Raw genomic sequence first — 6,324 nt, 5'->3', positions numbered from 1 at the left:
ACGACCAGCACAACGCCACCGCCGCACCCAAGGTCACGAACTCGGCCTCACTGACGGCCCATCAACCGAGTACACTCAGAAACCCACCTCTGACCAGCGCAGATAGCAATCTGCAACTGGAGTACTAAGAGCTGTCCTACGTGGTGAGGCTCCCAGGACACGATCTAGGCCAACGTCACTGTGAAGCTGCGGCCGTAGGCGTGGTGCGTCGTGGCCTCGACGTGGGTGCCGCCGGGGACCGGACGGACACGGATGCCGTCGTCGGCCGAGACGGCCTCAAGCCTGCGGCCCTGGATGGTGACCGCGATCGTGTCACGCTCGGTCGTGGGGTCGGCGATGGCGATTTCCACGGTCCCGTCGCCGTCCCGGCGCAGGACCACCGACGCCGTACCGTCGATCGCCAGCGGCCCGGCCCGGTGCGGGCCGGGCCGGAAGGCGTTCGCGGCGACGATGCCGAGCCCGGCGTGCTGGACGGCCTGCAAACCCACGTCGTTGGCGAGGACAGACACCCGTCCGTCGACGTCGGCGTAGGCCCGCAGGGCGTCCTCGTCGGCGTGCGGCACGATCGCCCAGGCCAGGGCGGCGGGCGCGGCGCCCGCCGGGCGTTCCACCGACAGCGAGAAGACCCGCTTCGTGACCCGCGTGTCGGGGTTGCTCAGGCGCACCGCCCGGCGGCTGGCCGTCACCGTGTCGAGTGCGACGGCCGGCCGCTGACGGTCGAGCAGGACGTAGCCGACGGCCACCTCGCGGCTGGTGTTGGCGTACCGCAGCCACGCCAGCGGGCCGGTCCCCGTGCCGGACCAGGGGCTGCCGTCGCGGAGTTCGCCGGTCAGCTCGATCGCGTCCGCCGGGTCCGCGATCCGGGCGTCCAGCGTCGTCGTCACCGCGCGCCCCGCCGCGTCGCCGACTCCCGCCGCCAGCAGGACGATCTCGTCGTCGAACATGAACCAGGACCTGACCGCCTCGGCGTTGCGGTAGGCGACGAAGTCCGCGGGCAGTTCCCCGGCCCGCTGGGCGGCGTACGCGGCGTCGTCGGACTGCACGAGCCCGGCCGCCCCGTACGCGCCCAGGCGCGCGCCGCCGGAGAAGGGGTGGGTGCCGCGCGGGAAGTAGACGTAGGCGTTCTGCGCCTCCGACGAGGAGGTGAAGCCGGCGTCCGGGTTCTCGTACCACAGGCCGCCGTACAGCTCGGGCACCGTGCCCCGCCGCTCCACGGGCGCGGTCACGCCGGCCAGCCCGTACGGCGGGACCGTGGCGTAGTAGTCGACGCCGAAGTGGCCGGTCTGGTCCTGGCCGCCGAGGTAGAGGTAGTGGGCCCCGTCGCCCTGGAACCAGGGCATGAGGTTCTCGCCGTTCATGTACTCGTACTTGCTGATCCGCGACGAGCTGCGCGAGAGCGCGAAGGCGTAGCCGGGCCGCCGGTGGACGGTCCTGTCCATGGCGTTGAACGCCGCGTGCCGCTCGGCCGGGCCCAGGTCCTCGGCCGGGACGGAGTCGTCGGCCAGGATGGCGGCGTAGCGGGCGACGCTGACGGGCGAGACGAAGCGGGCCGGGTCGAGGGCGACGCGCGAGGTCTGGTGCAGGTGCTTGACGTACGCCGCCAGCGCGGTCGCGCCATCGTCGTCGGCGGCGTATCCGGAGAGGTCGGTGACGGCCTCCACGACGGCGGCGATCGCCTCGTACCCGCTGGTGGTGCGCGAGACGGCGCGGCCGCGCACGATCTCCATCATCCAGCCCTCGAAGATCAGCGGGGCGAAGCCGTCCGTCACCCAGCGCCGCACGGCGCCGAGCAGCTCCCGCTCCTCGGCGTCGGGGAGGTAGCCGGTGCCGTCCAGCAGCTTGATGGTCTGCACGACGCGGGAGAGGAGGGCGACGCCGTAGGAGCCGGTGTAGGCGACGGATGAGTGCTGGATGAAGGAGCCGTCGGCGTAGAAGCCGTCGGTGACGCCGTGCCGCAGGTCGTAGGGGTCGATCGTCGCGACGATGGTGAGCTGGTCGGCGACGGCCTTGGCGACGCGGGCGTCGTCGTCGAGGAGGGCGCCCTGGAGGATGCGGTTGGTGGTGATGTCGGCGAGGTTGGCGCCGGTGTGGAAGCGGGAGTCGAGGTCGACGTCGCCGTTCTCGCCGTTGCGCAGGTAGGCGTCCATCGAGGCGACGTAGGTGGCGGGCAGCCCGGGCCGGTGCGCGGCGACGGCGTCGGCGAGCAGCGCCAGCGTCCGGCTGACGTGGCCGGAGATGCCGATCTCCCAGGAGAACCAGTTCCCGTAGTAGCCCGCCGACGTCTCGCCGTAGTGGTGCTCGTGGAGCCAGGCCAGCCCGTCGAGGACGCGGCGCTGGACCCCGGCGTCGCCCTCTCCCTCCCCGCCGGGAACGCGGGTCGCGAGCGCGATCTCGTAGAGGTACTGGAAGGAGGCGTTCAGGTTCGCGTCGCTCGTGCCGAGGGGGAGGCCCTGGAAGAGCTCGCCGGACCCGGCGGCGTCCATCGCGTCCAGGCGGGAGCGGGCGGTGGCGTCGATGGCGGCGAGCTTGGCGGCGACCTCGGGGCGGGCGTTGGACTCGGGAGTGCCGGCGAGCATCGCCACGGCGTTGGCCACGAGGAGGGAGCGGTCGGCCGCCGTGCCGTTCCCGTACGCCCGCGAGCCGTGCGCCCACAGCGCGGCGGCGGGCAGGGCGGAGAGCACGGCGCGACGCGGGATCGCCATGACCTAGGCGGGAACGAACCGCACCCGGAACATGTGCGGCCACAGCTTGCCGGTGATGAGGAACTCCTCGCACTCCGGCGCCTTGGCGATGCCGTTGAGGACGTCGGCCGTCTCCTCCTCGTCCGCCGTCAGCAGCCCCGAGGCGTCGATCTCGGCGGTGACCGCGCCGGTCTCCGGGTCGATGCGCACGATCCGGTCCGTCATCCAGATGTTGGCGTACACCTCGCCGTCCACGCACTCCAGCTCGTTGAGGCTGCTCACCACCTCGCCGCCGGAGCGCACCTCGACGCTGCCGGTCTCCTCGAAGGTCTCCGGGTCGCGGAAGGTCAGCACGCCGGAGCCGTCGCTCATCACCAGGCGGTCCCGCTGCTCCTGGTGGCACAGCCCCCAGCCCTCGCCCTCGTACTCCACGGTGCGCCGCGCTTCCAGCGTCGCGGGGTCGCGCTCGAAGGCGACGCCGTCCTGCCAGGTGATCTGCCAGAGGGCGTCCTCGGTGAGGGTGATGCCCTCCCCGAAGTACTCGTCGGGGAGGGCGACGCGGGCGAGCCGCTCGCCGCTGGCCATGTCGGTCGCGGAGACGGAGGAGCCGCCGGTCAGGCCGGTGCCCTCGTAGAGCACGCCGCCGGAGATCTCCAGCCCCTGGGTGAAGGCTTCCTCGTCGTGCGGGGTCGTCTCGATGACCTCCACGCGCAGCTGCTCGGGCTCGGCGGGCTGCTGGGCCCGTCCGGCAGGCTCGGCGGCTTCGGCGGGCTCGTTCGCCTGGCTGCCGAACGTCCGGTCGCCGAAGCCGACGAGCAACGCCGCGCCCAGCGCCATGACCGCCACGCCGGCCGGCAGTGCCCGGGCGCGGCCCCTGCCGCCATCCTCGCGTCGCATCACGTATGCCTCCAACCTGACGCGCTTCGCTGACGCACCCTACGCGCGGCGGGGGTTGGCGTACAGGGTGCCCCGCCTGCGCGCGGTGGCTTTTCGGGCGGGCCGAGGCGGCTGGGGGAGCACCACGGCGGGATCGACCACCAGAACCTCAGCACGTGCCGGCCGGCTGCGCCGATCGTGTGGCGCGTCGCCGTACAGGACGTCGTTCGAACGGCGGAAAAGGAGTGGCGCGATCGCGGCCCGGTCCCCACCCTGGGCCGGTGACCAACTCCCTGTTCGACGATCCCCGCTACGCCGCCTGCTACGACGCCTTCTTTCCCCCTCAGGAGCGGGACGACCACCGGTTCTACCTGCCGCTGATCATGGCGGCGCGCTCCGTCCTGGACGTCGGCTGCGGCACCGGCAAGTTGCTGCACCACGCCCGCGAGGCCGGGCACACCGGCCGCCTCGTCGGCCTCGACCCCGCCGAGGGCATGCTGACGCGCGCCCGGCGCCGCACGGACGTCGAGTGGGTGCGGGGGGATCTGACGTCGGTGTCCTACCCCGGGGAGTTCGACCTCGTCGTCATGACCGGCCACGCCTTCCAGGAGCTGACCGCCGACGAGGACCTGCGCGCCGCGCTGGCCACCATCGCCGCCGCCCTGACCGGCGGCGGCGCCTTCGCGTTCGAGACGCGCAACCCGGCGGTGCGCGGCTGGGAAGGCTGGGAGAGCGAGTACGCGCTGTCCATCCCCGACCCCGAGGGCTCCGGCGGCGTGGTGCGCATGACCATCGAGGCCGAGACGCCCGTCACCGGCGACATCGTGTACTCCATCACCCGCCTGACCGGCCCCGCCTGGCCGGGCCTGCGCACCAGCCGCTCCGCCCTGCGGTTCCCCGGCGCCGAGGAGGTGGACGCCCGCCTGGCCGAGGCGGGGCTGACGGTCGCCGAGCGGTACGGCGACTTCGACCGCTCCCCGCTGACCGCCGGCAGCCCCGAGATCGTCACCATCGCCCGCAAGGAGCGGGCCTGAGGCCGCTCAGTGCTGCTTCGGGGCGGCCTGCTGCACCACCTCGAAGGACTACACGGCACCGGCGCGCGCCGCGCCGCCGCGCGGGGCGCGCGCCCGCCGCCGGGCGCGCCCTTGTCCCGGGGGTTCGGCGGCCGGGACACTGGCGTGTACCACGGCGTCGAGTGGGGGATGCGCGGTAGGCATCGCCGAGGAGGCCTCGTCGCGGCAGTCGTGTCCGCCGATCGGAAGGTGGGTGCCTCCGTGTCGCCAACATCCCCGGACGCCGCGCGCTGGCGGGCGCTGTGGTTCGTCTGCCTCGGCCAGCTGATGGTCACCTTCAACGGCACCATCGTGAACATCGCACTGCCCTCCGCCCAGGCCGACCTCGGCATCTCCGACGGAAACCGGCAGTGGGTCATCACCGCCTACACCATCGTCTTCGGCGGGCTGCTGCTCCTGGGCGGCCGGATCGCCGACCTGTGGGGCCGCAAGCGCACCCTCGTCACCGGCCTGGCCGGCTTCGGGCTGGCCCCCCTCGTGGGCGGCGCGGCCCAGAGCGAGGCGGTGCTCTACTCGGCCCGCGCCGTGCAGGGCCTGTTCGGGGCGCTGCTGCTGCCCTCCGCGCTCTCCCTGCTGGCGGTGATGTTCACCGAACCCCGGGAGCGGGCACGGGCGTTCGGCGTCTACGGCGCGGTCGCCGGCAGCGGGGGCGCGATCGGCCTGCTGGCGGGCGGCGTGCTGACGGAGTACCTCACCTGGCGCTGGACGTTCTTCGTCAACGCCGTCGTGGCCGCCGTCGCGGTCGCGGGCGTGTGCCGCTTCGTCCGCGAGCCCTCCGGCGGGCGCAATCCCTCGCCGCTGGACCTGCCGGGCGTGGCGCTGGCCACCGGCGGGGTGGCGTCCGTCGTGTACGGCTTCACCCGCGCCGAGTCCGGCGGCTGGACGGACGCGGTGACACTGACGGCGTTCGCCGCCTCGGTGCTGCTGCTGGCCGCGTTCGTCCTCCTCGAAACGCGGGTGCGCGCCCCGCTGCTGCCGCTGCGCGTCGTGGCCGACCGCACTCGGGGCGGGGTCTACCTCGCCCTCGTGCTGGCGTTCATCACGCTCTTCGGGGCCTTCCTCTTCCTCACCTACTACCTCCAGGTCGTCAGGGAGTACTCGGCGATCGCCACCGGGCTCGCCTTCCTGCCGATGGCGGCGGGCATGATCGCCGGCTCCACGCAGATCGCGCCCCGGCTGCTGGCGCGCGTCCCGGCGCGCCTGGTGCTGGGCCCGGCGTACCTGTGCGGCGGCGCCGGGATGCTGGCGCTGACGCGGCTGGAGACCGACTCCTCCTACGCCGGGCTGGTGCTGCCGGCGGAGGTGCTGATCGGGCTGGGCCTCGGCATGGCGTTCATGCCGTCGATGAGCCTGGCGACGTACCGGGTGGCGCCCCGCGACGCCGGCGTCGCCTCCGCCATGGCGAACACCGCGCAGCAGATGGGGGCCGCCATCGGCACCGCGCTGCTCAACACGATCGCCGCCGGGGCCACCGACCGCTACCTGGCCGACCACGCCGCCGAGGCCGGCGGGCCGGCGCGTCGGGAGGCGCTGGTGCACGGCTACACCACCGCGCTGTGGTGGGCGGCCGGCATGATGGCGCTGGCCGCGCTCCTGGCGTTCACCCTGGTCAGCGCCGGCCGTGGCGGCGCGGGCGCCGCGCCCCCGGCCCAGGCGGCCGAAGGCCGTGCGGAGCGAGGACCGCCGCCCGCACA

General features: G+C 73.7%; 4 protein-coding genes. 2 read left to right on the top strand and 2 right to left on the bottom strand.

Annotated features, from left to right (window positions below; all coding sequences use genetic code 11):
• Positions 1-164: 164 nt before the first annotated feature.
• Positions 165-2,702, bottom strand: coding sequence for a polysaccharide lyase family 8 super-sandwich domain-containing protein (locus ACTWQH_RS32330; RefSeq protein ID WP_443290380.1), 2,538 nt, complete (start codon positions 2,700-2,702; stop codon positions 165-167).
• A gap of 3 nt (positions 2,703-2,705) precedes the next feature.
• The gene (locus tag ACTWQH_RS32325) at positions 2,706-3,578 is read right to left on the bottom strand and encodes a glutaminyl-peptide cyclotransferase (protein WP_443290379.1); all 873 of its coding nucleotides are present in this window, start codon (positions 3,576-3,578) and stop codon (positions 2,706-2,708) included.
• Positions 3,579-3,838: 260 nt separating this feature from the next.
• Here ACTWQH_RS32325 and ACTWQH_RS32320 point away from each other — a divergent pair, with 260 nt between their 5' ends.
• The gene (locus ACTWQH_RS32320; RefSeq protein WP_443290378.1) at positions 3,839-4,591 is read left to right on the top strand and encodes a class I SAM-dependent methyltransferase; all 753 of its coding nucleotides are present in this window, start codon (positions 3,839-3,841) and stop codon (positions 4,589-4,591) included.
• Positions 4,592-4,759: 168 nt separating this feature from the next.
• A partial coding sequence (locus tag ACTWQH_RS32315; protein ID WP_443290381.1) for an MFS transporter occupies positions 4,760-6,324 on the top strand: 1,565 nt, incomplete at its 3' end.

It is taken from the genome of Streptomyces sp. 6N223 (genome assembly GCF_052246635.1).
GTDB lineage: Bacteria > Actinomycetota > Actinomycetes > Streptomycetales > Streptomycetaceae > Streptomyces.
Note: the sequence above shows the minus strand (reverse complement) of the source record. Positions and strands in the feature narration are given on the sequence as shown.

Coding starts and splice junctions, on each gene's coding strand:
- ACTWQH_RS32325 (WP_443290379.1), bottom strand. CDS start 3,578: ATGCGACGCGAGGATGGCGGCAGGGGCCGCGCCCGGGCACTGCCGGCC.
- ACTWQH_RS32330 (WP_443290380.1), bottom strand. CDS start 2,702: ATGGCGATCCCGCGTCGCGCCGTGCTCTCCGCCCTGCCCGCCGCCGCG.